Below are 25,236 nucleotides of genomic sequence, written 5' to 3'. Positions count from 1 at the left end.
CCCTGATTTCGGGGAAGGGGCTTTGCCGTACGGCGTGCTCCGTGGGGTCGGTTTGACCTGCGGTGATGTTCCCCTTGGGGTGGCCGGTGGCGCGTCGGAGGATGTCATGACATATCCGGTTAAAACGTTATCCATTCATCGGGGATTTAGTGGTTAATGCATATATCGGTGCTAGTGTCGTGATTTGGAGATTCACGAAAGGTTCCACCAGAAGGGAAAGCCAATGAGACTCGAAAAGCTCTTCCCGGCCGGCGGTGCCCCGCTCGCGTGGGGCGGCTGCCGACGCCGTCGCTGCGGATGCGGTGGCCGGGGCTGGCGCCGTGGTGGCTGGGGCTGGGGCGGCTGGTGGTGGTAGTTCCCTCAGCGACGAACCGGCGGGTAACCCGCCGGTTCTCCTTTTCCACCCCCGCACGTCCTCCGGACGACCCCCCACCGGCCCCTCTCGTCTCCATCAGGGAGGCCTTCGGGCGGTTCTGGCCGCACACTCGGGGGGTCCGCAGGTTGTTCGTGGCCGGGGTGCTGCTGGCGATCGTGGCGGCCCTCTGTGAGATCGGGGCGATCCGGCTCTTCGGCCGCATCACCGACGAGGTCCTCGCGGGACAGAACCTGGACGCCTTCTGGGAGCCCGCCTTCGTCTGGCTCGGCCTGATGGTCGTCGCCGGGCTGGCCTCCTTCCTCGGTTCCTACGCCACCGCCGTCGGCGGCGAGCGCTTCCTGCTGCGCCTGCGGGACCGGGTGTTCGCGCACATGCAGTCCCTGACCCCCGGCTTCTTCGACCGGCGCAGGCTCGGCGACCTGATGGCCAGGCTCACCGACGACGTCGAGGCCATCGAGGAACTGGTCGGCTCCGGTGTGGTCAGGATTCTCACGACGACCGTCAGCGTGTTCTTCTTCGCCGGGGCCGCCCTGCTGACCCGCTGGGACCTGGCGCTGGTGACGTTCGCGATGGTCCCGGCGTTCCTGGTCGTCTCCAAGCTCTTCGCCTCGCGCCTCAGGACGGCCGCCGCGCGTGAGCGGCTCAGCAACGGCGTCATGAACGGCGTCATCGAGGAGGGCCTGGCCAACCAGGCGCTGGTGCAGGCCTTCAACCGGCAGGGCACCGAGGCGCGGCGGCTGCACACCCAGGGGCGCGCCTGGATGAGGGCCAACGTGACCCAGGCCAGGCTCTCCGCGCTGTACGGGCCGGTCGTCCAGATCATCGAGACCGTCTGCCTGCTCGTCGTCATCGGGGTCGGCGCGTGGGAGATCATGGCGGGCCGCCTCACGATCGGCGGGCTGCTCGCCTTCGCGGCCTACCTCGCCTACCTCTACCCGGCGGTCCAGGGGCTCGGGCAACTCGCGCTGACCGTCTCCCAGGCCGCGGCGGGCTCCGACCGGGTGATCGAGATCCTGCGGATCCGGCCCCGGGTCACCGATTCCGCCGGGGCCGTACCGCCCGCCGCGCCGCCACGGGGACGGATCGACTTCGCCGACGTCGGCTTCACCTATCCGGGCAGGTCGACTCCCACGCTGCGGCACCTGACCTTCCACGCGGAACCGGGCGAACTGGTCGTGTGCGTCGGCCCGAGCGGCGCGGGCAAGTCGACCGTGGCCAAACTCCTGCTGCGCTTCCACGACCCGGCCGAGGGGCGTGTCCTGCTCGACGGCGTGGACATCAGGGACATTCCTCGTACGGCGCTGCGTGAGGCCGTGACCGTTCTGCAGCAGGAGAACCTGCTCTTCTCCGGCACCGTACGCGACAACATCGCCTACGGCCGTCCCGGCTGTGGGATGGACGAGATCGTCAGGGCCGCCGTCATGGCCGGGGCGCACGAGTTCGTCGAGCGGCTCCCGGCGAGGTACGACACCCAGGTCGGGCAGCGAGGCAGGCTGCTGTCCGGTGGCCAGCGCCAGCGCCTGGCCATCGCCAGGGCGATCCTGCGTGACGCCCCGGTGCTCGTCCTCGACGAGCCGATGACCGGCCTGGACCCGGAGACCGCCGCCCGGGTCATGGAGCCGCTCGGCCGTCTCATGGCGGGCCGTACGACCATCCTGCTCACCCATGACCTGCGGTTCGTCCCCGGGACGGCCCGCACGGTCGTGCTCGGTGCCGCTCCGGGGCGGACGCGGACCAGGTTCGGTCGTACGGCATGGCGAACCCGCCCCCGGATGGGGACGGGTCCACTCAGGGGCTGACCGGTCCTCTCATTCCCGAATTCCGGCGAGGCCGAGGGAAGTCACCGATTCACGCGAGGCGTTTCCCGATGGGTTTCCCTAAGCCGGAACGGGATGAAACGCGACCGCCGTCACCATCCCCAGTCGTCGTCCCATCCCCAGTTGCTCCACCGCCAGCCGCCGCGCCAGCCGCAACCGCCTCGCCAGCCACAGCGACTCCGCCACCCGCAGCCGCACCGGCAGCAGCGCCGCCGGCAGCAGCCCGCGGTGAGGAATCCGGCCGAGACGGACGTCTGGACGGCCGGGACCGCCGCTGTGGGCGTGGTCGTGGCCTCCGCCGGGCCGGCGATGAGGACTCCGGCGAGGAGCCCCGCGCCCATGGTGCTCGCGAAGAGCGAGGCAGCAGTCTTCGATCCCATGCGATCCTCCGGTTTCACGGGAAGACGATTTCGCCTTCCTGGGCTCGAACACCCCAAACATCGCAGGAGACGCACCTACCACGACACCGCAAAGCACTTATAGTTTGGCAAAGGCGCACAGATCTGTATAAATAATAAATAAATGGCATATATCGGAGCATTTCGGGCGAGGGGGAGTCGCCGCGCCGAATACCGCGGGACGCCCCGCGCTCGTCCCGCGTAAAGGGCGGCCGTACGCTTACTGGGCATCCGACCGAAGGGGAGATCATGTTCCGTCATGTCGTGCTGTTCACCTGGGCCGAGGGGACGACCGAGGAGCAGAAGGCGACGGTCAAGACCGAGCTTCTCAGGCTGACGGAGATCATCCCGGAGATCCGCGCCTACACGCTGGGGGCCGACGCGGGTGTGAACCCCGGCAACCACGAGTTCGCCATCGTCGCGGACTTCGACAACGCCGACGACTTCCTGGTCTACCGGGACCACCCGGAGCACCAGGCGGTGATCGCCAAGCACATCAAGCCCATCGTGGCCTCCCGCGCCGCCGTACAGTTCACGATCTGACCCACGCGCGTTTGTCGGCCGAGGTCGGGCCCCAGGAGCCGAGCCACACCGGCGCTCCGAGGGCCTCCTCGACCGCCCCCGGCCAGTCGTCGACACCGTCCACGTAGTGGGGACGGGCCCGCAGCAGCCGTTCCGTCAGCCTCGCCTGCCCGTCGAGGTCGCCCGCCGTACCCACGGGTGGCTCGCCGATGTCGTAGGAGACGCACATCCGCGAGACCGGCACGTCCAGGTGGGTGAGCGCGAGCGCGTCCGCCCCGCCGGTGACCGCCAGCGCGTAGCGGTGCGCGACCGCGTCGAAGTGCCCGACCCTGAACGGCCCCTGCCACGGCCCCGTCCCGTTGTGCCGCTCGGGCACCCGCAGCGTCCGGTCCTCGGTGACCAGGGGCCCGGGACCGTGCCTGGGCGTGTGGGAACGCAGCACCCCGAGCCGTACGGCACCCGCCCCGCCGAGCAGTTCGAGGGCGTTCGCGAAGGTCGTCGTGCTCCAGGTCGTGTACGGGTGGAAGCCGTGCCACTCGTCGAGCAGCACGCCCTGGGCCCCCTCGAAGACGACCGGTCCCTCGCGCAGCAGGGCCGCGAGCCGCGCGGGGCCGGTGAGGGTCACCCGCTCGGCGAACGCCCGGTAGGCCGCGACGCAGTCCTCGACCGGGGGAAGCTCCGTCGCCACCGGCCCGGCCACCCACCAGGTCTCCTCGACCTCCCGGCGCAGCGCGCGCAGCTTGCGGGCCAGCCGTACCGGGGCGGCGCAGTCACCCACGGTCGGCGCGAGGCCCGGATGCGCCAGGGCGTAGGAGACGGTCTCCCCGACGCCCATCCCGCACGACCCGTGCCGGTCCTCGCCGCGCGCCAGCTCCCTGGCCCGCCCGGCCGCCACGTGGTACGGCGTCGCGAGCAGGGCGTCCCGGTCCACGGTGAGCAGCCCGAACGGGTCGGGCACCCCGAGGCGGGCCAGGTTCGCCGCCTCGGAGGCCAGGGCGAGCGGGTCCACGATCGTGAAGCGTGACAGGTGGGTCGGCACGCCCCGGAACGTCCCCGCCCCGAACTGGGCGAAGGTGTGGTGCCGCCCGTCGGGCAGGACGACGTTGTGCGCCGCCTGCCCGCCACCGTTGAAGCGGACGACCGCCCGCACCGGCTCCTGTGAGCAGAGCCAGTCCACGACGGTCCCCTTGCCCGCGTCGCCGTACCCGAGGTCGGCGACGATCACGTGTTCGCGCACGCCCGTACCCCTCACAGCCGGATCACGCCGCTGGCGCCCGGCTCCTCGGGCACCGCGAGCGTCCGCCGGTCGAGACGGGCCAGCGCCCTGCCCACGGCCTGGCCGGCCTCCGAGCCCATCTCGTCGAGGTCGTCCAGCCCCTCGTCCAGGTCGATGGCGTCCTCGCCGAGGCCGACGGTGAGCGCGATGGTCTCGCAGACCGCGTCCAGGTCGTCCAGTTCGAGGACGTTCTGACCGAGCAGGTCGCGCCAGGCGGCCAGCACCTGGCCGTCCCCGGCGTAGCTCGCCCCGGCGGGCAGGATGTAGTAGACGTGGTAGGCCCTGGTCAGCTCGGTGACGATGTCCTTCGTCGTGATGTCCCGCAGCGGGGAGTCGCCGATCACCTGGCGGACCTGACGGCGGCTGACCTTCGGGTAGGGCAGTTCGTCGCCGATGATGAACAGGTAGCCCTTGCGCCCGCGCCTCTCGAAGCAGTCGATCGAGGTGTGCCTGGCCATGAAGTACATCGCCAGCTCGTAGGACTCGGTCTTCTGGCCGCCGCCCCCGCCTTCGAGCAGGATCTTGCCGAGGTCCTCGTCCATCCGGTTGTCGGACTCGAACTGGCCGATCTGGAGCGGGGCGCGGTCGCAGGTCGCGTCGCCGATCGCGCCGAAGAGGATCTGCGGGTCGGTGGCGTAGCCCTTGCGCATCAGCAGGCCCAGCAGGTCGGGCAGCTTGGTCTGGAGCGTACGGGGGACCCCGCCCATCGAGCCGGTCACGTCGAACAGGACGGCGATGGCGAGGCTGTCGGGGTGCTCGTCGGAGTCACGGCTCTCACGGGTGGCGACGCCGTACGGGTCGAGGTCCTCGTGCGTGGCGCGCGCGCCGCTGTCGCTGTAGGCGAAGGCGCTGGTGCCCTTGGCGGCGCGGTAGCTCGCGGCGGCGGAGTAGACGTCGGTCGACCAGATTCCGCTTCCCATGTGGGTCCCCTTGGTTGTTCTCAGGTTGAGTTAATCTCATTATGAGAATAACGATGGGCCGCGTCAACCCGCGAGGTCCGTCACGGGAGGGTCAGCGTCTGAGGCCGTCGAGGATGACGGTGGTGAGGTGGTCGTCCGCGCGGGCGCCGGGGCGGCAGACGGCCACGTTGAGCAGGCCGACGACCTCGCCGGGCGGGATGTCGCCGCGCAGTGTCCCCTCCTCCTGGGCGCCCCTGGCCAGCCGTTCGAGCAGGGCGTTGAGGTCGCGTTCGAGCCGCGCCAGCTCGGGGTTGGCGGTCGTCTCGGGCGACAGGGCCTTGATCAGCGCCAGGGGGAGCCCGGCGCAGTGCTCGACGACCAGGCGCAGGGACTGCCAGCACGGCCTGTCGCCGGTCATGCCCTCGGCGGTCACGGTCTCGCCGAAGGTCATGAGACGGCGCAGCGCGTCAAGGGCGATGTCCTCGACCAGGGCCTGCCGGTCGGGGAAGTGGCGGTAGAGGGTGCCGACCCCCAGTCCCGCCGCACGGGCGATCTCCTCCATCGAGACGGCGGCACCGCGTTCGGCGAACAGGCCGAGCGCGGTCGTGACGATGAGTTCGCGGTTGCGTCGCGCGTCGGCTCGCACGGCCCGTCCTTCCTGAGTTAACCGGAATTCCGGCCTCAGGTTAATGTACCGTGGTCTTTCGGAACCGGAAGATCCGCTTCACTTTGGGGGATTCGTGCGAAGAGGCCTCTACATCAGCGGCATCGGGCTGAGCCTGGACGCGATGATCGGACAGGTGCGGGAGGCGGCCGACGCCGGACTCGACAGCGCCTTCCTCAGCCAGCTCACCTCGTGGGACGCGCTCGCCGTCCTGGCGATCGCCGCGCGTGAGGTGCCCGGCGTCGACCTGGGAACGGCGGTCGTGCAGACCTACCCCAGGCATCCGCTCGCACTGGCCGGACAGGCGCTCACCGTGCAGGCCGCCGGCGGCGACCGCCTCACCCTCGGTGTCGGGCCGAGCCACCGGCAGATCATCGAGGGACAGTTCGGCTACTCCTACGACAGGCCCGCCCGGCACATCAGGGAGTACCTGTCGGTGCTGCGGCCGTTGCTGCGCGGGGAGGCCGTCGACCACCACGGGGAGACCGTCTCCGCCTCGGGGCGGGTGGACGTGCCCGGCGCGAAGGCGCCCTCGGTGCTGCTTTCGGCGCTCGGCCCGGTCATGCTGCGCGTCGCCGGAGAGCTCGCGGACGGCACGGTGACCGTGTGGACGGGGCCCGAGGCGATCGCCGACCACGTCAGGCCCGCGATCACCCGCGCGGCCGAGGAGGCGGGACGGCCCGCCCCCAGGGTCGTGGCCGCGGTGATGGCGAGCGTCACCGCCGACCCCGAGGGGATCAGGCGCGGGGTGGCCGAGCGGGTCGGGTTCGCCGCCCAACTCCCCAGCTACCGGGCCATGCTCGATCGGCAGGGCAAGTCGGGCGTCCACGAGACGGTCCTGGCGGGCGACGAGGAGAGCGTGGCGCGGGCCGTACGGCGATACGCCGACGCCGGGACGACGGAGCTGCTGGTGAACCCGCTCGGCGACGAGCGCGAACGGGCCAGGACCGTCGAACTGTTCGCCTCGGTCTGAGGGACCTCAGAGGTTCAGCGGACGGTAGGTCCTGGGACCGTAGAGATCGTCGAGCAACTCGTCGAGCTCACCCAGCAGCCGCCAGGCGTCCCGGGGCGGCGCGACCAGGCTGCCCCGCACGAAACGGCCGATCGCACCGGGCACCCGGTCCCCCATGAGGGCGGCGACGCAGCGGGTGGCGAGCCTGATGTCCAGGGTCTCGGTCGCGGGCGCCCCGGTGAGGACCTCCGGCGGGTAGTCGTCACGGTGCCTGGCGACCAGGGCCGTCAACGGGCTGCCGAGCGGGACCGACTGGCTCCAGTCGACGAGCACCAGACCGTGGTCGATCGGGTGGACCAGGACGTGGTGGCCGAACACCGCGCCGTGCACCACCCCGGCGCGGTGCGCCGCCCCGATCGCGACCAGCAGCCGCCGCCAGATCCACGCCGCGTCCCTCGGGTCGAGTACCGGCCGCCGCCGCGCGATCTCCGCCAGGCTCACGAACCCGTCGGGGACCCGGCTGATCACGTTCGCCCGCCGCCGCGCGTCGCCGGAGCCGTGCCGGAGGGAGTCGACCAGCCGGGGCACGTACGGCAGCAGCGTCGGATCGCCCTCCCGTTCAATCGTCCTGAGCGCCTGCGCCTCGCGCCGCATGAGGTCGTTGTCCGCGGGACCGCGCGGGATCTTGAGCAGGGCGCCGGGGGCGCAGTCGTACAGCAGGGCGGTCGCGCCCTCGTGGAGCAGCCGCCCGACGTGGCGGGTTCCGACCACCGTTCCGGCCAGGTCGTCCGTGGGGGTGTGTCCGGTGTGCTCGGCCCACAGGCTCGCCAGCCTGGCGAACGCCCCGGCGGCCTCGGCACCCGGCGTCAGGTCGGGGTGCAGCAGCCGGGCCAGTCTCCGGTACGTCCGCCGTGGTGTCGGCCCGCCGAACAGGTCCGCGGGGACGCGGGCGGCGGAGACCAGTGCGATCGCCTCGGCCGGGGTGGTCATCGGGTGCCCTCCTGCTCGGCGGGCCGCAGCAGGGCGGGGTGCAGCAGGCGGGCGTCCCCGGCGCGGTAGAGCTTGGCACGTGGCCCGCCCCGGGAGCCGCCGCTCACCGTGCTGTGCCCGGTGGCCTCGACGAACCCGGGCACGGAGAGGACCTTGCGGTGGAAGTTGCCCGCGTGCAGCGGGACGCCCCACACCGTCTCGTAGACGCCGCGCAACTCGGAGATCGTGAACGTCTCCCCGGTGAACGTCGTGGCCAGCGGCGTGTACTCCAGCTTGGCCCGCGCCCGTTCGAGGCCGTCGGCGAGGACGCGCGCGTGGTCGAAGGCCAGCTCCGGCGGGCGCGAGACCGGGTGCCAGGCGGCGGAGGCCGCGTCGGAGCCCGCCCTGGGGTCGGGCAGATCGGGGGCGAAGGCGAGGTAGGAGATCGAGACGACCCGCATCCTCGGGTCCCGGTCCGGGCTTCCGTAGCTGGCCAGCTGTTCGATGTGGACGCGGGGGGCGAGCCCGGTCTCCTCGGCCAGTTCCCGCCTGGCCGCCTCGGGCAGGTCCTCGCCCGGCCTGATGAACCCTCCCGGCAGCGCCCAGCGTCCCTGCTGGGGAGGGCGGCCCCGCTCGACCAGCAGCACGTGCAGCACACCCGCGCGGATGGTCAGCGCGACCACGTCCACCGTCACGGCGACCGGGGGATAGTCCCTGGGGTCGTACTCCGCCAGGAACGCCGATTCCTTCTCGTCCACGACACGCCCTTCCCGGGTCAAGATAATCTCATAATGAGAATAACTCGATTCCGGGGTGATCGCACACACGGAAGAGGGCCGTCCCGGAAACGGGACGACCCTCCACGGCCGGGTGGTCAGAACGCCTCTTCGGACAGCTCCATCAGGCTCTGGTCGGTTTCGCTCAGCACGCGGCGCTCGGCGGCCAGCCGGGGCAGGACGGTCTTGGCGAAGAACGACGCCGCGGCCACCTTGCCCTCGTAGAACGCCTGGTCCCTGCCGGGGGAGCCGAGCGCGGCCAGGGCCACCTCGGCCTGGCGCAGCAGCAGCCAGCCGATCACCAGGTCACCCAGGGAGAGCAGGAACCGGGTGCTGTTGAGACCGACCTTGTAGACCTCCTCGGGGGTCTCCAGCGAGGAGATCGCCCAGCCGGCCATCGTGTCGGCCATGGCCTTGACCTCGTCGGCGGCCTCGTCGAGCAGTCCGCGCTCCTCCTTGAGGCGGCCGTTGCCCGCCTGGGAGGCGGCGAAGGCCTTGATGTCGCCGTACAGCGCGCCGAGCGCGGCCCCCTGGTTGCGCAGGACCTTGCGGAAGAACAGGTCCATGCCCTGGATCGCGGTCGTGCCCTCGTAGAGGGAGTCGATCTTGGCGTCCCTGATGTACTGCTCGAACGGGTAGTCCTGCAGGTAGCCGGAGCCGCCCAGGGTCTGCAGCGAGCGGGAGAGCAGCTCGTAGGACCGCTCGGACCCGACCCCCTTGACCAGCGGCAGCAGCAGGTCGTTCATCGCCTCGGCGTGCCGGTCCTCACGGCCCTCGAAGCGGGCGGCCTGCACCGCGTCCTGGTAGGTGGCCGTCAGCATCACCAGCGCCCGCATGCCCTCGGCGTACGACTTCTGGAGCATGAGCTCGCGGCGCACGTCGGGGTGGTGGACGATGGTCACGCGCGGGGCGGCCTTGTCGGTCATCTGGGTGAGGTCGGCGCCCTGCACCCTGGCCCTGGCGTATTCGAGGGCGTTCAGGTAACCGGTCGACAGGGTGGCGATGGCCTTGGTCCCCACCATCATCCGGGCGTGCTCGATGATCATGAACATCTGCTTGATGCCCTCGTGCACGTCGCCGATCAGCGTCCCGACGGCCGGGTGCCGCTCGCCGAAGGTGAGCTCGCAGGTCGTGGAGACCTTCAGGCCCATCTTCTTCTCGACGTTGGTGACGTAGACGCCGTTGCGCTCGCCCAGCTCACCGGTCTCCAGGTCCACGTGGTACTTCGGGACCAGGAACATCGACAGGCCCTTGGTGCCGACGCCGTGCCCCTCGGGGCGGGCAAGCACGAGGTGGAAGATGTTGTCGGCCAGGTCGTGCTCGGCGCTGGTGATGAAGCGCTTGACACCCTCGATGTGCCAGGTGCCGTCGGGCTGCCTGATCGCCTTCGTACGGCCCGCGCCCACGTCGGAGCCCGCGTCGGGCTCGGTGAGGACCATGGTCGCGCCCCAGGTCCGCTCGATGGCCAGTTCGGCGAAGCGCTTCTGGTCCTCGGTGCCGATGAGGTGCATCACGTAGGCGAAGGCGGGTCCGCTGGCGTACATCCAGACGGCCGGGTTCGCGCCGAGGATCATCTCGGCGAGCGCCCAGTTGACGCTGGGCGGCAGGCCGGGGCCACCCAGTTCGGCGGGCAGGCCGATGTTGGTCCAGCCGCCCTCGCGGTAGGCGGCGAAGGACCGCTTGAAGCCCTCCGGCATCGTCACCGCGCCGGTCTCCGGGTCCAGGACGGGCGGCGTGCGGTCGCCCTCCTCGAAGGAGTCGGCCAGAACCCCCGTCGCCAGGCGGTTGACCTCGTCGAGGACGCTGCGCACGACGTCCTCGTCCATGTCCGCGTAGAGGCCGGTACCCAGGATGTCCCCGCGGCCGAACACCTCGAAGAGATTGAACTCCAGATCGCGGAGGTTGCTCTTGTAGTGGCCCATGGGATCTGCTCCTTGAAACCGGGGGACCGGGCTTTTTCTCTACTCATCAGTAACCTTACCCCTGATGCTACCCGCCAGTAACCCCTAAAAACTGGAGCGGTAAGGACGTTTGTCACATTCCTCGGGGAAAGGGAGCTGTACCGGCCCGCTCGGACGAGGCCGCGCCCCCGGGCCGACACGCGGCCTTGACAGGGACGGTCGTCACCCCCGGGTTAGGCTCCTGCCATGGACGAGCGGTGGCGTGCGGACCTCGCGCTGTGGGCGATCCCCGACGAGATCGCGGCGAAGGCGCGGACCGACCCCTGGGGGCACTCGCCCGCGCGGTTCGCCGAGCGGACGGAGCGGGCGCTCGCCGAACCGCAGGGACCGACCCTGGACCGGGTCGCCGAGGCGCTGCCGCCCGGGGGCGTCCTGCTCGACGTCGGCGCGGGCACCGGGGCGGCCGGTCTCCCGCTGGCCGGGCGGATGGGAGAGCTGGTCGCGGTCGACACCTCGCCCGGCATGCTCGCCGAACTGGAGTCACGGGCCGCCGCGCTCGGAGTGCCGCTCAGGATCGTCACCGGCCGCTGGCCCGACGTCGCGCCGGTGACCCCGGTCGCCGACGTGGCGGTCTGCGCCCACGTCGTCTACAACGTGCCCGACCTGGCCGCCTTCCTCACCGAACTGTCCGGTCACGCCCGCCTCAGAGTCGTCGTCGAACTCACCGAACGCCACCCGATGACCTGGCTCAACCCCCTGTGGGCCCACTTCCACGGGATCGTCCGCCCGGACCGGCCCACGGTCCACGACGTGATCGCGGTCGCCGAGGCGCTCGGTCACCGGGTGCGGCACGAGGCGCGCCTGGCCCCGCTGTCCCGCTTCGCGACACCGGAGGGCCTGGCGGAGAGCGCCTGCAGAAGACTCTGCCTCGACCCGGGGCGGGCGGACGAGGTCGTCGCGGCGGCGATCCGGCTCGACATGTGGCCGCTTCCCCGCGAGCGGTGGTTCACCCTGTGGTGGGACACGGGAATCGGGCCGACATCGGAGGCGTTGCCCGGATAGAGCTCTCAGTCGAGACGCTCCCGGACGAGACGCGCCGTACCCGGTCCGAAAAGACGACGCTTCAGGGAGTCGTCATGGCTTGGATCCTCATTGTCGTCGCCGGTCTGTTCGAGATCGCGATGGCCTACTCGCTCAAGCTGAGCAACGGGTTCTCCTCGCTGCTGCCGAGTGTCGGAGTCGTCGTCTTCGGGGTGCTCAGCTTCGGTCTGCTCTCACTGGCCCTCAAGAGCCTGGAGGTCGGTACGGCCTACGCCGTCTGGACCGGCATCGGCGCCGTGGGCACCGCCGCCCTGGGCATCGTCCTCCTGGGCGAGGACGCCTCGGCCCTGAAGATCATCTCCATCGTCCTCATCCTCGCGGGCGTCATCGGGCTCAACCTCGCGGGGGGCGGCCACTGACCGCCCCTAGGGGAAACCGGTTTGACGCGATAGACGGTGTCGCGATTGGCTGAGGGCATGATTAACGTGCACTATGTGACATTCGACTGTGCCCGGCCGCACGAGCTGGCGGCCTTCTGGAGCCAGGCGACCGGCTGGGAGATCCACCCGGAGACGGAACCCGACGGCGACGAGGTCCTCGTCTGCGGGGAGCCGAACCTGCTGTTCATCAGGGTTCCCGAGGGCAAGTCGGTCAAGAACCGCGTCCACCTCGACGTCACGGGCTCCGACGGCACCACCCGCGACCAGGAGGTCGAGAGGCTGGCCGGGCTCGGCGCCACGGTCCACGACGACCGGCGCAACCCCGACGGCACCGGCTGGGTGACCATGCTGGACCCCGAGGGCAACGAGTTCTGCGTCTGCCGCGCCGACTACGAGAAGCAGTCGTGAGATCCCTGTGACGAGCGGGGCCTCCCGGGGCCTTCCACCGGTCCCGGGACGTTCCGCCGAGCCGTCCGGTCAGTGCCCGTGGGGCAGCGAGGGGCGCTCGCCGCGTCCCCTGAGCGTCAGGGCCAGGAACGCGGTGATCAGATACACCACGACGCCGCCCTGCAGCGCGTCGAACGCGGCGCCGAACACGCCCTGGTCGTCCACGATGAGCTGCACCGGATACATGAGCGCCGCCGCGCCGAGCGCGGGGTAGAGCGAGAACCGCCACGGCCTGCGCAGCGCCCACAGCCTGGCCTGCCGCGTCACCCGGTCACCCGAGCCCGGCCTGCCGACCGATCCGATCGCCGCGACCAGGGTGAACAGCGTGATCCCCAGGCAGAGCGCCCAGGTGAGGTCCGCGGCCCCCGGCAGGATCACCCCCAGGCCGAAGCTGACGGCCGCCGTCGCGCCCCCGGTCACCGCCGCCGCCCTCCAGGGGGCTCCCCGCAGGGCCGCGCCGGCGAGGGACATCTCGTCACGTCGAGTGAGTTCGTCGTTCATGTTCCCAAGACTGCCCCGTCGGCCCCCTTCTTCGCATCGGGGAGCAACCCTGATCCGTCCCCTACCCGCCGGGCGGGGCGACGCGGCGAATGTTGAACGTTTGTTGACTGCCCCTAAGTCCCGATTTAGGATTCAATTAGGAAACTTTCCTAAAGGAAAGCTTTCTAGCCCCCCACCTTCTAGGAGATTCGTCGTGAGCTTTCGTCGTCGCGCGGTGACCCTCGCCAGTTCTGCCGCCCTCTGCCTGGGCGTTCTGGCCCTCACCCCCACCTCGGCCATGGCCGCCCCCTCCGGCTGCACCGTGCAGCAGGGATCGAACTGGGCGTCCAGCCTCTGCACCTCCGGCACGGGCCGGCACCTGGTGGTCGTGCGTGCGCAGCACTACACCGGCAACATCCTGATCACCGGCCCCTGCGTGGCCATCGGCCAGGTCTCGAAGACGACGGTCAACTGGCCGGTCACGTACGTCGGCTCGGCCGGCTGCTGAGAGCCCGCTCGGCCACTTGGCCCACGTCGGGCCGTCGACTCGAACGCCGCTCACGTCGAGGCCCGCATGTCCGTGTTGACGCCTGCCGAGGCCCGGCCCCTGAGGACCGGGCCTCGGTAGGCTCACGGCATGCCGGTGAACCCTTATCTGACCTTTCGCGTCGCGACCCTTGAGGACGTCCCGACGGTTCTGGCCCTGCTGGCCGACGACTCGACCTCCGGCGCCCAACAGGGGGAGTACGGCGAGGCCCACCGGGCGGCCTTCGAGGCCATCGACGCCGACCCGGGCAACGAGCTGATCGTCGCCGAACTGGACGGCGAGGTCGTCGGCACCATGCAGCTCACCTACATCCCGGGGATCTCCCGTGGGGGAGCGCTCAGGATGCAGATCGAGGCCGTCAGGATCGCCTCCGGCCTGCGCGGCAGAGGACTGGGCGGGCAGATGCTGCGCTGGGCCGTCGAGCGGGGCCGGGCCAGGGGGTGCGCCCTGGTCCAGCTCACCACGAACAAGGCGCGCAAGGACGCGCACCGCTTCTACGACTCCCTCGGCTTCGTCGCCTCACACGAGGGATACAAGCTCGCGCTGAGCTGAGAGGCGGGACCCACAGCGGGTCACGGACTCACCCCGAACTGCGCGCCCACGTCGAACTGCGCGCCGACCCCGAACTCCGCGCCCATGTCGAAGCGCGGGATCGCACCGAAGCGCGGGCTCACGTCGAACGAGGGCACCGGCGGAGCGGGGACAACCGCAACAGCCGCCGGGGCCGGGGTCTTGCGGAGGCGTGACGTGCGCGCGGAACGCGCGCGGAGCTGGTCGATCATCCAGCGGCACCAGGCGATGCGGTGGTTCTCGTAGCTGATGCCGTACCACAGGGTGGCGTAGTCGCCGAAGCGGCGGCTCTCGCGGCCGGGCGCGCTGGAGAAGGCCGAGCGCTCGTCCTCGTAGGTCGCCAGCCGCCGTTCGTGCTCCTCAAGCTGGATCTGGAAGAGCTTGATCAGTTCGGCCGGGTCGGCGAGCCAGGCGGCGTAGGACTTCAGCAGCAGTTCGTCACGCTCGGGACGGGACTGCGGGGGCTCGATGACCCACTCGCGCAGCTCCCTCGTCCCCAGCCGGGTGATGGAGTAGATCTTCTTGCGCTGCGGGCCGGGACCCGGGACCTGCTCGAAGGTGACCAGTTCCGCCGCGACCAGCCGTTGCAGCTCAGGGTGGATCTGGCTGTGCCGGGCCGTCCAGAAACATCCCAGCGGATGTCCCATGGCGGTGGCCAGCTCGTATCCGGACCTCGGTCGGCGGGCCAGCGCTGTGAGGATCGCGTATCCGAGAGTTGAGGTCACCGCGGAAGGATCTCACGGGGCACCCCTAATGCGGCACCGTAGCTTTACCTATGTCGTCTCAGACATAACGGGCATCACCTCGACCGGATTGTCGTGATAGACGGCCCCCCTGCCCAGGTCGGCGTCGTACTCCTCGACAACCGCGTTGACCGTCGAACCCCCCGGGCTCAGCTTGCGCCAGTGCCCCTTCGTCGAGGCCACGACGCCGGGCCGTACCCGGTCGCTGATCTCGACCACGGCCTCGAAGCCGCCGACCGCGTTGAACACCCGGGCCCGCTGCCCGTCGCGCAGCCCCCTGGACGCGGCGTCCTCGGGGTTGACCACCACCCGGGGCCCCTTCGAACGGCGCAGCAGCTCGGGGTTGTTGCCGAAGGTGGTGTTGAGGAAGGTGTGCGGCGCGGGCGTGACCAGGGCCAGCGGATAGGGACCGCCCGCGGCCGAGGCCGTACGCGGCGGCACGTAGGCGGGACCGGAACCGAACTCCAGCCTCCCCGAGGCCGTGGGGAAGCCGTCGGCGAACGGGACGAACGGCCGGGGCACGTTGAGCCTGACCCAGCCCTCCTTGCGCAGCCGGTCGACCGTGATCCCGTCGAGGGAGGGATGCCCGGAGGCGAGCAGCTGCTCGGCCAGTTCGAGGTCGGAGTCGTACAGCGACGGCTCGGTGAGCCCCATGTGCCCGGCCAGGCGGCGGAACGTCTCCGTCGTCGACAGGCACTCACCCGGCGGCTCGACCGCGGGCTCGTTCCACACGAGATACATGTGTCCGTATCCCGCGTGCAGGTCGGTGTGCTCGATCTGCATCGTCGCCGGAAGCACGATGTCGGCGTAGTCGACGGTGTCGGTGGGGAACTGCTCCATCACGACGGTGAACAGGTCCTCACGCGCCAGCCTCTCGCGGACACGGTTCTGGTCGGGGGTCGAGCCGACCGGGTTGGCGGCGTAGACCCACAGGCACTTGACCGACTCGTCGAGCCCGTCGGCCAGCCTGGTCATCGTGAGCCGCCTGACCGGCGCCGCCAGCAGGTCGTCACGGGTGTCGATGTTCAGGTGGATGTGGCCGCTGGTCGAGTAGGCGACCCCGCCGCCGGGATGGCGCCAGTCGCCCGTCACCGCCGGGATGGCCGCGATCGTCCGCATCGCCGTACCGCCGCCCGCGTGCCGCTGGACGCCCATCGTGGCCCTGATGCCGGTCGGCCGGGTGTGCGCGAGCCGTACGCCGAGGGAGCGGATGTCGGCCTCGGGCAGGCCGGTGATCTCCGCGACGAGGGCGGGCGGGTGACGCAGGATCTCCGCCCGGAAGTCCTCCCAGCCGTTGGTGTGCTCGGCCAGGAAGGCGTCGTCCTGCGCACCCTCGGACAACACCACGTTCAGCAGCCCGAGCGCCAGGGCGGCGTCCGTGCCCGGCCTGATCGGCAGGTGGAGGTCGGCCTGCTCGGCGGTCCTGGTGCGGATCGGGTCGATCGCCACGACGTACGCCCCGGCCGCCCTCGCCTCCTGGATGAACCGCCACAGATGGTGGCCGCTGGTGAGGGTGTTCGTGCCCCACAGCAGGATGAGCCGCGACAGGGCGAAGGTCTCGGGGTCCATCCCGCCCGGGGTGCCGTTGGTCAGCCGCAGACCGGCGTTGCCCGCGGTCGAGCAGATGTTCAGGAAGTGCCGGGAGGCGCCCAGGACGTTCCAGAACCGGCGGCCCGCGACCCCCTCACAGCCCTGGATGTGGCCGAGCGTCCCGGTGCCGAGGTAGGGCCAGATCGCCTCGCCGCCGTGCTCGTCCACGATCGCGCGCAGCCGTACGGAGATCTCGTCGAGAGCCTCGTCCCAGCTGATCCGCTCGAAACGGCCCGAACCCTTGGGGCCGACCCGGCGCATGGGGTAAAGGATGCGGTCGGAGGCCCCGGCGTGTTCGAGATAGCGGTTGACCTTCACACAGAGCGCGCCGCGCGTGTAGGGCTGCTCCGGGTTGCCGCGCATCCCGACCGCCTTGCCGTCCCTGACGGTCACCACCCACGAACAGGTGTCCGGGCAGTCCAGCGGACAGGCCCCCAGGACACGCAGCTCCCCCCGCTCACCCACTGCCATGCCCAGACTCTAGCCAGGGGGGTACGGCTCGCCGGCCGTACCCCCCTTGAGGTCAGCCCGTCACCGCGACACCGCGTCCCGCCACGCCGGGGCCACGTTCATCCTGCCCGGCGCCGCTGAGGCGGTGCCGCCCGGCAGGATCGGGCTGCGGGCGTAGACGGCCGCGGCCGTCGCGATGGCACCGCTGTTCACCGCCAAAGCCCTGTCGTCGATGTTGGCCAGGGTGTCGCAGGCCTGGTGGTAACACCGGTCGTAGGCGACCCCCGCCTCACCGCCGAACGTGGCGGCCTCCTCGGCGGTCTTGATCCCCTCGGCGCCGGTGAACAACCCGCCCGCCGGGATGCCGACCGCGATGAAGGGCCCGTAGTCGGACCGCCCGGTGAAGTCGGTCCCCTTGTACGGCTGGCCGACCGAGGCGTAGTACGTCTCGAACAGCTTCTCGATCTCACCCGATCCGGCGGGACCGGCCCCGGCGCCCGTGTGGTCGGAGTCGTCACCGTCGTAGATGCCGTAGACGAAGTTCGGCGAGGCGATCATGTCGAAGTTGAGGTACAGCCTGATCCTGGCCCTCTCCCCGGGGGAGAGCGCGGCCACGTAGTGCTGGGAGCCGAGCAGCCCCAGCTCCTCCGCCCCCCAGAAGGCGAACCTGAGCCTGTTCCTGGTCGGCGTGCCGCCCGCCCGCAGGGCCGTCTCCAGCACGGCCGCGCTGCCCGAGCCGTTGTCGTTGACGCCGGGTCCCGTCGGCACGCTGTCCAGGTGGCCGCCCAGCATGACGACCCTGCGGGAGTCGCCCCAGGGGCTCTCGGCTATCACGTTGCGGGTCTTCCTGTGCGGGTCGCCCTCGGCGGTGACGGAGAGTGTGGCCCGGGACCCCGGCGTGGCCAGCTCCTGGCCGACGGCGAAGGTGGTGCCCACGACGGGGACACGCGTGGTCGTGTCGCCGAGCGAGCCGTTCAGCGGTCCCCGCCGGTCGGCGGCCCCCTCACCGGCCTGACCCTCGTTGAAGATGATCACACCGGAGGCGCCCGCGGCCTCCGCCAGCTCGGCCTTGACCCGGAAGCCGCACGTGCCACGCTGCACCAACGCGATGTTGCCCCGGACGAACCCCGCGAAGTCGGCGGCCTCGCACCCGGAGGTCGAACCGGGTGCCGCACTCGGCGGCAGCACCAGATCGACGGGCTGCACGGCGGCTGTGACGTTCCCCGAGCCGGAGTACGCCATGGGGACGAAGTCGGTCTGCGGCGCGTAGGACCTCGCCCCGGGGGAGACCCAGGCGAGCTTGGGCGTGCCGATGACACGGAAGAACGGGAACTCGAACTCCTGCTCGGTCACCCTGTACCCCGCGGCCCGCAGCCTGCCCGCCACGTAGTCGGCCGACTCGTCGTATCCGCGGGTTCCCGCGGCCCGGGTGCCGCCGTTGGCCGCGGCGATCCGCTGGAACGCCTCCAGGTGCCGCTTCACGGAGAGCACGTTCACAGGCGGCGACCCGACGGATGTGACGGACGCGACGGTGACCTCGGGAGCCGGTGAGGTCACGGCGGTCGCCTGGGCGCCGGGCAGGGTCACGGCCGAGGCTGTGGTGATCGCGGCCAGCAGGCCCTGGTACGCGCGTACGCGCATGCGAAACTCCTCTGACGAGAGTTGACGGAAGCGGAGCGGGGAATCCCCGTGATCGCGGCGAACAAAAAGATCTCCGGTAACCGGATTAACCAAATTTGACAATCTTCGTCAGATCGACGGACGGGGTGGTCCCCGGCGTCACCCGGCGGTCACGACGTCACCCGGGTAACGGCACCCGGCCGTGCGCCGTGACACGTCGCACCACGACCATCCGCTTCGCACCCTTCCACGGCGCCACGCGGTCGCCAGAAGTGGCTAGGGTCGGGTGCGAAGGAAAAACGGGGCTGCGACGCATGATGATCAGCTTTTCAGGCCGGTGCCGGCCCGGCCGTCATCGCCGCATTCCAGCAGGTCAATTCTCAATCTCGGATAGGTACGCGATGTTCGCCACATCGGTCTCCTCCGGGCTGACGCTCCCGGCGAACCAGGCATCCAGGATCTCCCCCAGCAACGGCGCCGAGGTCAGCCTGAGACTCAACGCCAGCACGTTGGCGTCGTTCCAGCGTCTGGCCCCCTCGGCCGTCGCCGCGTCCACACACAGGGCGGCTCGCACCCCGCGCACCTTGTTGGCCGCGATCGACGCCCCCGTGCCGGTCCAGCAGCACACGATCGCCTGGTCGGCCACCCCGGAGACGACGTCCCGCGCGGCCTGTGAGCAACACCACGCCCAGTCCGAGGGGCCTTCGGCGACGGCGCCGTGCGCGATCACCGTGTGTCCTCTCGCCTCTATCTCCGACACCAGGATGGGAGCCACCCCGTCAAGACTGTCCGAGGCCAATGAGATACGCATGCCTTCGATTGTGGACACTGGAAGAGAAGATCGGTGACGCACCTGTAATGCGGAACGTGCAGAATCGCTGGCGGTGACGGAAATCAGAGAGCACGAAGAAGCGGCGCCCGTCGAAGGCACAGAGCCCGAGACGGAGCGCGATTCCGGCGTGCTCGTCGTCGAACCGCTCCTGCCGCAGCGCATCCGCAGACCATCCGATCTGCTGCGCTTCCTGGCGACCCTGCTGGGGCTCGTGGCCGTGGTCCTGCTCGCCCTCGTCGCGAAGAAGACCCTCAACGGCCTCGAAGGCGACGTCATCGATGGAACGAACCGGGCGCCCTTCCTCCTCAGCGGCCTCGTCGGCGTGCTCAGCGGCGCCACCATGCTGGGCGTGCCGACCGCCTACGCCATCGAACGCGTCCTGCACCGCGACGGCCTGCGCGTCGCGGAGGGGCTCTTCGCCGCCATCGCGGGCATGGTCCTGTCCTTCGCCCTCGGCGAGTGGATCGTCGGCGCGGGCCCGGAAGACCTGTGGCTCCTGCTGACCGGGGGCAGGCAGGGAGTCGAGCCGCTCAACACGCTGCTCACCTCGGTCATCGCCTACGTCACCGCGGTGCGCATCTCCCGAAGACCCACCTGGCGGGCGGCCCTGTGGAGCGCCGTCGCGCTCAACGCCGTCGCGCTGTTCGCCGCGACCGCGGCCACCATCCTCGGCATCGTCGTCTCCATCCTGGTCGGCCTCGCCGTCGGTTACGCCACCCTGTACGGCATCGGCAGCCCCAACACCAGGCCGCCCGGCAGCACGATCGTGGCCACCCTCGCCAAACTCGGCTTCGCCCCCGTCAGGGCGCACCGCCTCGACGACGACCACCAGAGCAGCAGGCGCTACGCCGTCGGCCTCAAGGACGGCACCCGCCTCGACGTCACCGTCCTCGACCGCGACCGCCAGGTCGCCGGGGTGCTCTACCGCATCTGGCGCCGCATCCGGCTCAACACCGAGACCCGCCGCAGGGCCATCCGCTCCCTGCGCGCCGAGCTGGAACGCGAGGCCCTGATGGCCTACGCCGCCCAGGCCGCGGGCGCCAGCATCCCCAGGCTCGTCGGCACCAGCGAGATCGGCACCGAGGCCGCACTGCTCGCCTACGAGCACATCGAGACCCGGCCGCTCGACGACGTCCCCGACGAGGAGATCGACGACAACCTGCTCGCCCAGATCTGGGAGCAGGTCCTGCTCCTGCAGGTCCAGCGGCTGGCCCACCGGCGGCTGACCGGCGACAGCATCCACGTCGACAACGAGGGCAGGGTCGTCCTCATGGACGCCCGCAGTGGCGAGATCGCCGCCGGAGACCTCCTGCTCCGCCTCGACATCGCCCAGCTGCTCACCTACCTCAGCCTCCGCGTCGGAGCCGACCGCGCCGTCGCCGCGGGCGCGGCCGTCGCGGGCCCCGACGTGCTGGCCGGCGCCCTGCCGCTGCTGCAACGGATCGCGCTCACCCGCGAGACCAGGGCCGCGCTCACCAAGAACAAGGAGCTGCTGACCGCGATCCGCGAACGGATCGTCGCCCTCGAACCCCAGGTCGAGGCCGACGAGGTCCGCCTGGAGCGCTTCCGCCCCAGAACCCTCATCACGATCATCGCCAGCGCCTTCGCCGCCTACTTCCTGGTCTACTACCTGACGCAGATCAACCTCAACATGATCACCTCCGCCAAGTGGGGCTGGACCGGGGTCGCCTTCGTCGCGGCGATGATGAGCTACGTCGCCGCCGCGCTGATGCTGCGGGGCTTCGTGCCGGAACGGCTGCCGCTCGGCCGTACGGTGCTGGTGCAGTTCGCGGGCTCCTTCGTGAAGCTGGTCGCCCCGGCGGCGGTGAGCGGCGTCGCCATCAACACCCGCTACCTGCAAAAGCGCGGCATCCCCCCGGGCCAGGCCGTCGCCAGCGTCGGAGCCTCCCAGCTCATCGGCCTGGCCTCGCACATCACACTGCTGCTGCTGTTCGCCTACATCACCGGGTCGAGCGCCGCCACGTCGTTCACCCCGTCGCGCACGCTGGTGTTCGTCCTGCTCGCCATCGCGGTCGCGGTCCTGTTCATCGTGAGCGTCCCCCGCCTGCGCAGGCTGATCACCGTACGGCTGCGCGCCCTGTTCTCCGGGGTCATCCCCCGCCTGCTGGACGTGCTCCAGTCCCCCCGGAAGATCATCGAAGGCTGCTCGGGCACCCTCCTACTGACGATCTTCTTCGTGGCCTGTCTCGACGCCTCGGTGCGGGCCTTCGGCGGATCACTCGACTTCGCGGCCGTGGCCATCGTCTTCCTCGCGGGCAACGCCATCGGCTCGGCGGCGCCGACCCCCGGAGGACTCGGCGCCGTCGAGGCCTCCCTGTCCGTCGGCCTGACCCTCTCCGGCCTGCCCGGCGAGGTCGCGACCTCGGCCGTGCTGCTGTTCAGGCTGCTGACGTTCTGGCTGCCCGTGCTTCCCGGGTGGGCCTCGTTCACCTACCTGCAGCGACACGAGGCCCTGTGACCTCTCAGGTCTCGCTGGAACGGGCCCAGCGGTTGACCCCCGACTCGACCGCGTGCCCGTCGATCGCCGCGAGCTCCTGCTCGGTGAACGACAGGTTCTCCACCGCCCGCACGTTGTCCTCAAGCTGCCTGACGCTGCTCGCGCCGACCAGCACCGAGGTGACACGCCGGTCGCGCAGCGCCCACGCCAGGGCCATCTGCGCCAGGGACTGACCGCGCGAGGCCGCGATCTCGTGCAACGTGCGGACACGTCGCATGGTCTCCTCGGTCAGCATCTCCGGGGTGAGGAAACGCCGCTGCGAGGCACGCGACCCCTCGGGGACACCGCCGAGATAGCGGTCGGTCAACATGCCCTGAGCCAGCGGGGAGAACGCGATGCAGCCGACCCCCTCCTGCTCAAGGACGTCGAGCAGCCCGTCCTCGATCCACCGGTTGAGCATCGAGTACGACGGCTGGTGGATCAGCAGCGGGGTGCCCATCTCCCGCAGGATCCGCGCCGCCCGCTCGGTCTGCTCGGGGGAGTAGGACGAGATGCCGGCATACAGCGCCCTGCCGGACCTGACCGCCTGGTCGAGCGCGCCCATCGTCTCCTCAAGAGGAGTCTCCGGGTCGAACCTGTGGCTGTAGAAGATGTCGACGTAGTCGAGTCCCATCCGCTCCAGCGACCTGTCCAGGCTGGACAGCAGATACTTCCGCGACCCCCACTCGCCGTAGGGGCCGGGCCACATGTCGTACCCGGCCTTGGTGGAGATGACCATCTCGTCCCGGTATCCAGAGAAGTCCTCCCTGAGATGCCTGCCGAAGTTGGTCTCCGCGGCGCCGTACGGCGGGCCATAGTTGTTGGCCAGGTCGAAGTGGGTCACCCCCAGGTCGAACGCCCGCCGCAGGATGGCCCGCTGGGTCCCGAACGACTTGTCGTCGCCGAAGTTGTGCCAGAGCCCCAGCGACACCGCGGGCAGCCTCAACCCGCTCCTGCCCACCCTGTTGTACGGCTGCCGCCCGTCGTACCGATCCGCGTCGGCCACGTAGGTCATCGCTCGACCCTGGCGGTGCCCTCGACCTTGGCGGTGTCGAGGATCCAGGCCAGGACGAAGGCCTCCTCCCGCCAGGAGTCGTACCTGCCGCTGCGACCGCCGTGCCCGGCCTCCATCTCCGTCTTCAGCAGGAAGGGACCGCCCCTGCCCACCTCACGGAGCCGCGCGACCCACTTGGCGGGCTCGTGGTAGTAGACGCGGGTGTCGTTGAGACTGGTGATCGCGAGAATCGGAGGATAGATCTGGCCGCTCACGTTCTCGTACGGGGTGTACGACTTCATGTACTCGTACACCTCGGCGTTGTGCAGCGGGTCTCCCCACTCGTCCCACTCGATGATGGTCAGCGGCAACGACGGGTCGAGGATCGTGTTCAACGCGTCCACGAACGGCACCTCGGCCACCACACCCGCGAACGTCTCCGGCGACAGGTTGGCGATCGCACCCATGAGCAGCCCGCCGGCGGAACCGCCCCTGGCGATGATCGCGCTCGACCAGTTCTCCGCGGCGAGGTGCTTGGCGGCGGCGACGAAGTCGGTGAAGGTGTTCTTCTTCCGCTGGAACTTGCCGTCCTCGTACCAGTGACGGCCCATCTCACCGCCGCCCCTGATGTGCGCGACGGCGAAGACGAACCCCCTGTCCAGCAGGCTGAGCCTGGCAACGGAGAACGACGGGTCGATCGAGATCTCGTAGCTGCCGTAGCCGTACAGCACGGTCGGAGCGGGCCGCTCGACGCCCTTCCTGGCCACGATCGAGATGGGGACGCGGGTGCCGTCCTCGGCGGTCGCCCACTCACGGAACTGCTCGTAGTCGGCCGGGTCGTACCCACCGAGCACGGTCTTGCGCTTCAGCAGGATCAGTTCACGCGCCCGCAGGTCGTAGTCGTAGACCGAGGGCGGAGTGATCATGCTGGTGTAGCCGAGCCGCAACCGCTCGGTGACGAACTCCGGATTCCCCGAGGGCGCCACGTCGTAGATCGGCTCAGGGAAGGAGATCTCGTACGGCTCCGCCCCCTCGGGCAGGACGCGGATGCCGGTCAGCCCGTCACGGCGCAGGTGCACGACCGTGTATCCCTGGAAGGCCTCGACGTTCAGCAGCCGGGTGTCGGCGCGGTGCTCGATCAACGGGGTCCAGTCAGCGGGGGAGTCGATCGGCGCGGTGGCCAGCTCGAAGTTCTCCGCGTTCTGGTTGTGCAGGATCAGGAAGTGGTCCCCCGCGTGGTCGAGGCCGTACTCGACACCGGTCTCCCTGGCTCTGACGAGCCGGAACTCACCGGTCGGGTTGTCGGCCTCCAGGATGTGGACCTCGCTGGTGATCTTGCTTCCCGCCGAGAGCACGAGGTAGCGCTCGCTGCGGGTCAGGCCGACGCCGATCCAGAACCGCTCGTCGTCCTCCTGGTGGACGAGCACGTCCTCCTCGGTCGAGGTGCCGATCATGTGCCGGTGGATCTGGTTGGGCCGCCAGGCGTCGTCGACGGTCGTGTAGAAGAAGGCCCTGCCGTCCGCGGACCAGGCACCGCCGTAGAAGATGCCGCTGACCTCGTCGTCGAGGAGTTCGCCCGTGGTGAGGTCCTTCACCCGCAGGGTGAACCGCTCGTCGCCGGTGAAGTTGACCGAATAGGCCAGCAGGGTCCCGTCGGGACTGACCGAACTGGCGCCGAGGGAGAAGAAGTCGCTGTCGCCGGCCAGCTCGTTGCCGTCGAGCAGGACCTGCTCACCGGGCAGCGCCTCGCCCGCCTTCAGCTCGGGAGGAGCGTCGCCGTCCGCGGCGACCCGGCACTGGATGCCGTACTGCTTGCCCTCCTCCGTCCTGGAGTAGTACCACCAGCCCTTCTTCCTGGTGGGGACGGACAGGTCCGTCTCCAGCGTCCGGCCCTTGATCTCCTGGAAGATCGTTTCCTGGAGCCCTTCGAGATGGGCGGTCGCCTGCCGGGTGTAGGCGTTCTCCGCTTCGAGGTAGGCGATCGTCTCGGGGTCGTCCTTGACCGTCAGCCACGCGTAGTCGTCGACCACGGTGTCCCCGTGGTGCACGCGCTCGCTGGGAACCTTCTTCGCCGTAGGCGGTGTCTGGCTGCTCACCCCGTCGAGTCTATGTTTTCCGTGCCAGACGTCCCGGATCAAGCCACGGGGTTCGTCGTTACGTCCCGAGCGGTCTGCGGGGACTGCTAATGTTCTGGCGTCGGCAAGGTTCGGCGCAAACCACTCCACTCACTCCGGTGATCCGGTGTGGCTTGTTCTGTGTCCGCTGACAACCCCCTCAAACCAACGGTTCCAATGATCGGTTCGCGTCGATTCGCAGAGCCACTCAGGTGCTGGTAAGTTTGAAGGGTTGCTCCGGAGACGGGGCGGTCTGAAATTCCTCGGACAGGCTTTATCGAAGAAAATGCGATCCGGTCGGATCGGTTTGACACGAAAAAG

The 25,236-nt window shown here is 70.0% G+C and carries 23 protein-coding genes and 1 riboswitch; of the genes, 9 read left to right on the top strand and 14 right to left on the bottom strand.

The window, feature by feature from the left end; genetic code table 11:
- Nucleotides 1-267: 267 nt before the first annotated feature.
- A complete protein-coding gene (locus ACIBVQ_RS35535) occupies nucleotides 268-2,175 on the top strand; it encodes an ABC transporter ATP-binding protein (protein WP_399183011.1) in 1,908 nt (635 codons plus the stop codon).
- 110 nt (nucleotides 2,176-2,285) lie between these two features.
- Here ACIBVQ_RS35535 and ACIBVQ_RS35530 read toward each other — a convergent pair whose 3' ends face one another.
- Nucleotides 2,286-2,573, bottom strand: a complete 288-nt coding sequence (locus ACIBVQ_RS35530; RefSeq protein WP_352015232.1) for a hypothetical protein — start codon at nucleotides 2,571-2,573, stop codon at nucleotides 2,286-2,288.
- A 267-nt stretch (nucleotides 2,574-2,840) separates the two neighbouring features.
- Between ACIBVQ_RS35530 and ACIBVQ_RS35525 the strand changes: the two genes are divergently transcribed.
- Nucleotides 2,841-3,134 (top strand): Dabb family protein, encoded by a 294-nt coding sequence (locus tag ACIBVQ_RS35525; protein ID WP_362913941.1) that lies wholly within the window; start codon nucleotides 2,841-2,843, stop codon nucleotides 3,132-3,134.
- Here the strand turns inward: ACIBVQ_RS35525 and ACIBVQ_RS35520 are convergent.
- The 3 genes from ACIBVQ_RS35520 to ACIBVQ_RS35510 form a co-directional block, all read right to left on the bottom strand.
- Nucleotides 3,124-4,350 carry an adenylosuccinate synthetase gene (locus ACIBVQ_RS35520; protein ID WP_399183009.1) on the bottom strand — a complete coding sequence of 409 codons (1,227 nt, stop codon included), beginning with the start codon at nucleotides 4,348-4,350 and terminating at the stop codon, nucleotides 3,124-3,126. The genes ACIBVQ_RS35525 and ACIBVQ_RS35520 overlap by 11 nt on opposite strands.
- Before the next feature lie 11 nt (nucleotides 4,351-4,361).
- On the bottom strand, nucleotides 4,362-5,309 hold the full coding sequence (locus tag ACIBVQ_RS35515; RefSeq protein WP_399183007.1) for a hypothetical protein: 948 nt from the start codon (nucleotides 5,307-5,309) through the stop codon (nucleotides 4,362-4,364).
- 91 nt (nucleotides 5,310-5,400) lie between these two features.
- Entirely contained in the window at nucleotides 5,401-5,934 is a 534-nt protein-coding gene (locus tag ACIBVQ_RS35510; protein WP_352015228.1) for a helix-turn-helix domain-containing protein, read from the bottom strand.
- Nucleotides 5,935-6,028: 94 nt separating this feature from the next.
- On the opposite strand from ACIBVQ_RS35510, the gene ACIBVQ_RS35505 reads away from it, so the two are divergent.
- Complete coding sequence (locus tag ACIBVQ_RS35505) at nucleotides 6,029-6,925, top strand: LLM class F420-dependent oxidoreductase (RefSeq protein ID WP_352015227.1); 897 nt, start codon at nucleotides 6,029-6,031, stop codon at nucleotides 6,923-6,925.
- 6 nt (nucleotides 6,926-6,931) lie between these two features.
- Here the strand turns inward: ACIBVQ_RS35505 and ACIBVQ_RS35500 are convergent, their stop codons facing one another.
- The 3 genes from ACIBVQ_RS35500 to ACIBVQ_RS35490 all read right to left on the bottom strand — a co-directional run bounded on the left by ACIBVQ_RS35500 (nucleotide 6,932) and on the right by ACIBVQ_RS35490 (nucleotide 10,571).
- Nucleotides 6,932-7,894: a lipopolysaccharide kinase InaA family protein gene (locus ACIBVQ_RS35500; protein ID WP_399183004.1), complete on the bottom strand. Its 963-nt coding sequence runs from the start codon at nucleotides 7,892-7,894 to the stop codon at nucleotides 6,932-6,934.
- A complete protein-coding gene (locus tag ACIBVQ_RS35495) occupies nucleotides 7,891-8,631 on the bottom strand; it encodes an NUDIX domain-containing protein (RefSeq protein ID WP_352015225.1) in 741 nt (246 codons plus the stop codon). The genes ACIBVQ_RS35500 and ACIBVQ_RS35495 overlap by 4 nt, the downstream gene beginning before the upstream one ends.
- 116 nt (nucleotides 8,632-8,747) lie before the next feature.
- Nucleotides 8,748-10,571, bottom strand: a complete 1,824-nt coding sequence (locus ACIBVQ_RS35490; RefSeq protein WP_399183002.1) for an acyl-CoA dehydrogenase — start codon at nucleotides 10,569-10,571, stop codon at nucleotides 8,748-8,750.
- A gap of 225 nt (nucleotides 10,572-10,796) precedes the next feature.
- Between ACIBVQ_RS35490 and ACIBVQ_RS35485 the strand changes: the two genes are divergently transcribed.
- The 3 genes from ACIBVQ_RS35485 to ACIBVQ_RS35475 all read left to right on the top strand — a co-directional run bounded on the left by ACIBVQ_RS35485 (nucleotide 10,797) and on the right by ACIBVQ_RS35475 (nucleotide 12,439).
- A complete protein-coding gene (locus ACIBVQ_RS35485) occupies nucleotides 10,797-11,612 on the top strand; it encodes a methyltransferase domain-containing protein (RefSeq protein ID WP_352015223.1) in 816 nt (271 codons plus the stop codon).
- Nucleotides 11,609-11,675, top strand: a riboswitch (guanidine-III (ykkC-III) riboswitch). (Overlaps the previous gene by 4 nt.)
- An 11-nt stretch (nucleotides 11,676-11,686) precedes the next feature.
- Nucleotides 11,687-12,010 (top strand): multidrug efflux SMR transporter, encoded by a 324-nt coding sequence (locus ACIBVQ_RS35480; protein ID WP_362913953.1) that lies wholly within the window; start codon nucleotides 11,687-11,689, stop codon nucleotides 12,008-12,010.
- A 75-nt stretch (nucleotides 12,011-12,085) separates the two neighbouring features.
- The gene (locus tag ACIBVQ_RS35475) at nucleotides 12,086-12,439 is read left to right on the top strand and encodes a VOC family protein (protein ID WP_352015221.1); all 354 of its coding nucleotides are present in this window, start codon (nucleotides 12,086-12,088) and stop codon (nucleotides 12,437-12,439) included.
- Between the two features lie 69 nt (nucleotides 12,440-12,508).
- Here ACIBVQ_RS35475 and ACIBVQ_RS35470 read toward each other — a convergent pair whose 3' ends face one another.
- Nucleotides 12,509-12,979 (bottom strand): hypothetical protein, encoded by a 471-nt coding sequence (locus tag ACIBVQ_RS35470; RefSeq protein ID WP_352015220.1) that lies wholly within the window; start codon nucleotides 12,977-12,979, stop codon nucleotides 12,509-12,511.
- A 193-nt stretch (nucleotides 12,980-13,172) separates the two neighbouring features.
- Between ACIBVQ_RS35470 and ACIBVQ_RS35465 the strand changes: the two genes are divergently transcribed.
- Both ACIBVQ_RS35465 and ACIBVQ_RS35460 read left to right on the top strand, forming a co-directional pair.
- Complete coding sequence (locus ACIBVQ_RS35465; RefSeq protein WP_352015219.1) at nucleotides 13,173-13,466, top strand: hypothetical protein; 294 nt, start codon at nucleotides 13,173-13,175, stop codon at nucleotides 13,464-13,466.
- A gap of 129 nt (nucleotides 13,467-13,595) precedes the next feature.
- On the top strand, nucleotides 13,596-14,057 hold the full coding sequence (locus ACIBVQ_RS35460; protein WP_352015218.1) for a GNAT family N-acetyltransferase: 462 nt from the start codon (nucleotides 13,596-13,598) through the stop codon (nucleotides 14,055-14,057).
- A gap of 20 nt (nucleotides 14,058-14,077) precedes the next feature.
- Here the strand turns inward: ACIBVQ_RS35460 and ACIBVQ_RS35455 are convergent, their stop codons facing one another.
- The 4 genes from ACIBVQ_RS35455 to ACIBVQ_RS35440 form a co-directional block, all read right to left on the bottom strand.
- Nucleotides 14,078-14,800, bottom strand: coding sequence for a PadR family transcriptional regulator (locus ACIBVQ_RS35455; RefSeq protein WP_399182998.1), 723 nt, complete (start codon nucleotides 14,798-14,800; stop codon nucleotides 14,078-14,080).
- Between the two features lie 48 nt (nucleotides 14,801-14,848).
- The gene (locus ACIBVQ_RS35450; protein ID WP_399182996.1) at nucleotides 14,849-16,879 is read right to left on the bottom strand and encodes a molybdopterin-dependent oxidoreductase; all 2,031 of its coding nucleotides are present in this window, start codon (nucleotides 16,877-16,879) and stop codon (nucleotides 14,849-14,851) included.
- Between the two features lie 60 nt (nucleotides 16,880-16,939).
- Entirely contained in the window at nucleotides 16,940-18,499 is a 1,560-nt protein-coding gene (locus tag ACIBVQ_RS35445; protein ID WP_399182994.1) for a M28 family peptidase, read from the bottom strand.
- Between the two features lie 352 nt (nucleotides 18,500-18,851).
- The gene (locus ACIBVQ_RS35440; RefSeq protein ID WP_362778109.1) at nucleotides 18,852-19,289 is read right to left on the bottom strand and encodes an RpiB/LacA/LacB family sugar-phosphate isomerase; all 438 of its coding nucleotides are present in this window, start codon (nucleotides 19,287-19,289) and stop codon (nucleotides 18,852-18,854) included.
- Nucleotides 19,290-19,362: 73 nt separating this feature from the next.
- On the opposite strand from ACIBVQ_RS35440, the gene ACIBVQ_RS35435 reads away from it, so the two are divergent.
- Nucleotides 19,363-21,789, top strand: a complete 2,427-nt coding sequence (locus tag ACIBVQ_RS35435) for a lysylphosphatidylglycerol synthase transmembrane domain-containing protein (protein ID WP_362778107.1) — start codon at nucleotides 19,363-19,365, stop codon at nucleotides 21,787-21,789.
- Nucleotides 21,790-21,793: 4 nt separating this feature from the next.
- On the opposite strand, the gene mgrA is transcribed toward ACIBVQ_RS35435, so the two are convergent.
- Together mgrA and ACIBVQ_RS35425 are read right to left on the bottom strand one after the other, a co-directional pair.
- On the bottom strand, nucleotides 21,794-22,822 hold the full coding sequence (mgrA, locus tag ACIBVQ_RS35430; RefSeq protein WP_352015212.1) for an L-glyceraldehyde 3-phosphate reductase: 1,029 nt from the start codon (nucleotides 22,820-22,822) through the stop codon (nucleotides 21,794-21,796).
- Complete coding sequence (locus tag ACIBVQ_RS35425; protein ID WP_352015211.1) at nucleotides 22,819-24,897, bottom strand: S9 family peptidase; 2,079 nt, start codon at nucleotides 24,895-24,897, stop codon at nucleotides 22,819-22,821. The genes mgrA and ACIBVQ_RS35425 overlap by 4 nt, the downstream gene beginning before the upstream one ends.
- Nucleotides 24,898-25,236: the final 339 nt, after the last annotated feature.

This window comes from Streptosporangium sp. NPDC049376, from assembly GCF_044466505.1.
GTDB lineage: Bacteria > Actinomycetota > Actinomycetes > Streptosporangiales > Streptosporangiaceae > Streptosporangium.
This window is presented reverse-complemented; position numbering and strand designations above follow the sequence as displayed.